The organism is Luteibacter sp. P4_E6, assembly GCF_056401535.1.
In genome coordinates this window covers 1-2131 of record NZ_JBFUJE010000621.1, presented here as the reverse complement: position 1 = coordinate 2131, position 2131 = coordinate 1, and the positions used below count along the sequence as shown (strand labels likewise).

Annotated in this window: 3 protein-coding genes; 2 read left to right on the top strand and 1 reads right to left on the bottom strand. The window is 59.5% G+C overall.

All coding sequences use genetic code 11. The features are described from left to right. Both AC1DT2_RS21575 and AC1DT2_RS21570 read left to right on the top strand, forming a co-directional pair. Window positions 1–775 (top strand): RHS repeat domain-containing protein (locus tag AC1DT2_RS21575; protein WP_477298632.1); only part of this gene is annotated, 775 nt, incomplete at its 5' end. Continuing rightward, window positions 754–1599 carry a hypothetical protein gene (locus AC1DT2_RS21570; protein WP_477298631.1) on the top strand — a complete coding sequence of 282 codons (846 nt, stop codon included), beginning with the start codon at window positions 754–756 and terminating at the stop codon, window positions 1597–1599. The genes AC1DT2_RS21575 and AC1DT2_RS21570, both read left to right, overlap by 22 nt. Before the next feature lie 307 nt (window positions 1600–1906). On the opposite strand, the gene AC1DT2_RS21565 is transcribed toward AC1DT2_RS21570, so the two are convergent. Further along, window positions 1907–2131: ArsC/Spx/MgsR family protein (locus AC1DT2_RS21565; protein ID WP_477298629.1), on the bottom strand; the 225-nt coding region annotated here is incomplete at its 5' end.

Sequence of the window (2131 nt, the reverse complement as noted above, 5' to 3'; positions counted from 1 at the left end):
AGTCAGCTATGTGCACGCCGATGGATTCGGCGCACCCCGTGCAGTAACTAACGCAGGCGGCACCTTGCTTTGGAGTTGGTCGTACGTCGCGAATCCCTTCGGTGAGAAAGAGCCCGATTCGACAGGTTTTACCCTCGATCTTCGCTTCCCCGGCCAGTACCACGACGCCGAATCGACCCTTTACCACAACGGTGAGCGTGAATACGAACCGGCGACAGGTCGATATACGCAGAGTGATCCGTTTGGATTGAACGGTGGCATCAACTCATATGGCTACGCCTATGGCAGTCCGCTGAAATTTATCGATCCAACGGGGCTCAATCCCGACTGCCAGCGCCTGGTGGAGTGGCGAGGCAAGGAGACGGAGCAAGACCTGCAGTCCCGACTCGTGGATACCCACTGGAACCTTTATCCCAACGACAGGGATCTGCCTTACGTTCCCGATCCAGAGAACCTCAACCCGAAGGGGATCCGGAAGGAACTTAAGAACATGGCCAAGACGCCAGAGTTCTATGTGGAGTGCCTTGCGTACAAAGTCGAAACGTTTGAAGACACGTATAACGTCTATCAAGATGTGAAGTTTGTCGACCTTTGCGTCGAGGACATGGGCTGCGGTATCAAGGTTCCCCATCGGCTTGACGCTGGCACAGTCCGTGAACCTCTAGGCAGTCGTACAAGGGAACGTAAGGAAGTGAGCCACCCATACCGCATAGCCATACGCACGTTCCTTCCCGCCGTCATAGAGTGCCCAGCATGGCTCAACAGCATCCGTTGATCGTGGAACGAGGGAGGGCCGCCCGGATACGGGCGGCCCTGGCCGTCGTCGTTATTTTCGCGATCTTTGATCGGTGGGCGGCGGATCCGATGTTCCTGCTCACCTATAACGTTTCCAATGCCATGCCATGGCCACTCTCCACGCTCGTGGTGGTCGCACCTCAGATGGTGGTAGCGGCGTTGGCCGGATGGATGATGGCGGCGTGGCTCAAAGAGGGGCCTGCGGCGGCTTGCGCAATGGCCGCACTACTCTTTACGTATTACCTGCTCGCCCACTGGCAGCACACGGTGCTGGTGTTCAGTGCGGTGACGCCGGTTGACCTGGCGGCGGAATCGCTTGTCGTCCCGGTGGCCGCACTTGTTGCATACGCGATTACCCGAAGGGCTATGACCGTCAGGTCGGCATCCGTGCCGGGCCAATCGGAAACGCGAGATGGGCCGTTACTTCGGCTTGTGATCGGACTGGTTGCCGTCGTCGTCGCCGAGCTGTTCGTTCTTCGCCCGGTCGGCGGACTACTGTTACTCACGCTTGGCGCTGCTCCTTTGTGGCTAGCGCCCCTGTGGCTGAGCGTTGGCCAGCTGGCTGTATACCTTGCTGCCGGCTATGTGATTCGGCGACAAGGTTTGCTTCCGCGAACGGAAGCCACCCTCCTCGTGGTCTTCGCGTGCGCAGCGCATGCTGGCCTCTGGGTTTGGCCAGCCCAATACGTGCAATCGGGTTTGGCTGTTGCACTTGTGTGGGTCCCGCTTCTGGCGATTCCTCTGGCCTTTGGGGCGGGATGGTACTGGGCACAACACCAGCGGCTCCCCGGGCAGGAAGGCTGACACTCCGCACGTTCCTTTTTCAACCCACCGCCACGTCTTCCTCCTCCTTCGTCACCTCTTCATCCTTGTCCGGCGGCGGAAAGTGGTACCACGCTTCGTGGGGAGACGACCGCTTGCACGACAGGCATGCAGTCATGGTCCAGAAATGGCCGCATCCTGGACAGCAGCCTGCGGTCCAGAAGGTATTCCATTGCGTAAGGCATCCTGAGCCGGGTTCGCCGGGTGCACATACCCAACGACTCTCGGGTTTGGGTTCCCAACTGCAACGCGGGCAATGGATATGGGGTTCGCGGCTCATCGGGTCGCTCTAGGGGGCGATGATCTCGCCATCTTCCTTGGTAAACGGGCCAGGCAGCGGCGGGATGATCTCGAGCACCTTCTCGGACGGACGACTCAGGCGCGTTCCGCGATCCGTGACGACAAACGGCCGCTCGATCAGGATCGGATTGGCAAGCATGGCGTCGACAATCGCCTCGTCGCTGACAGACGGGTCTTTTAAGCCCAACTCACCGAACAGCGGTTCCTTCTGACG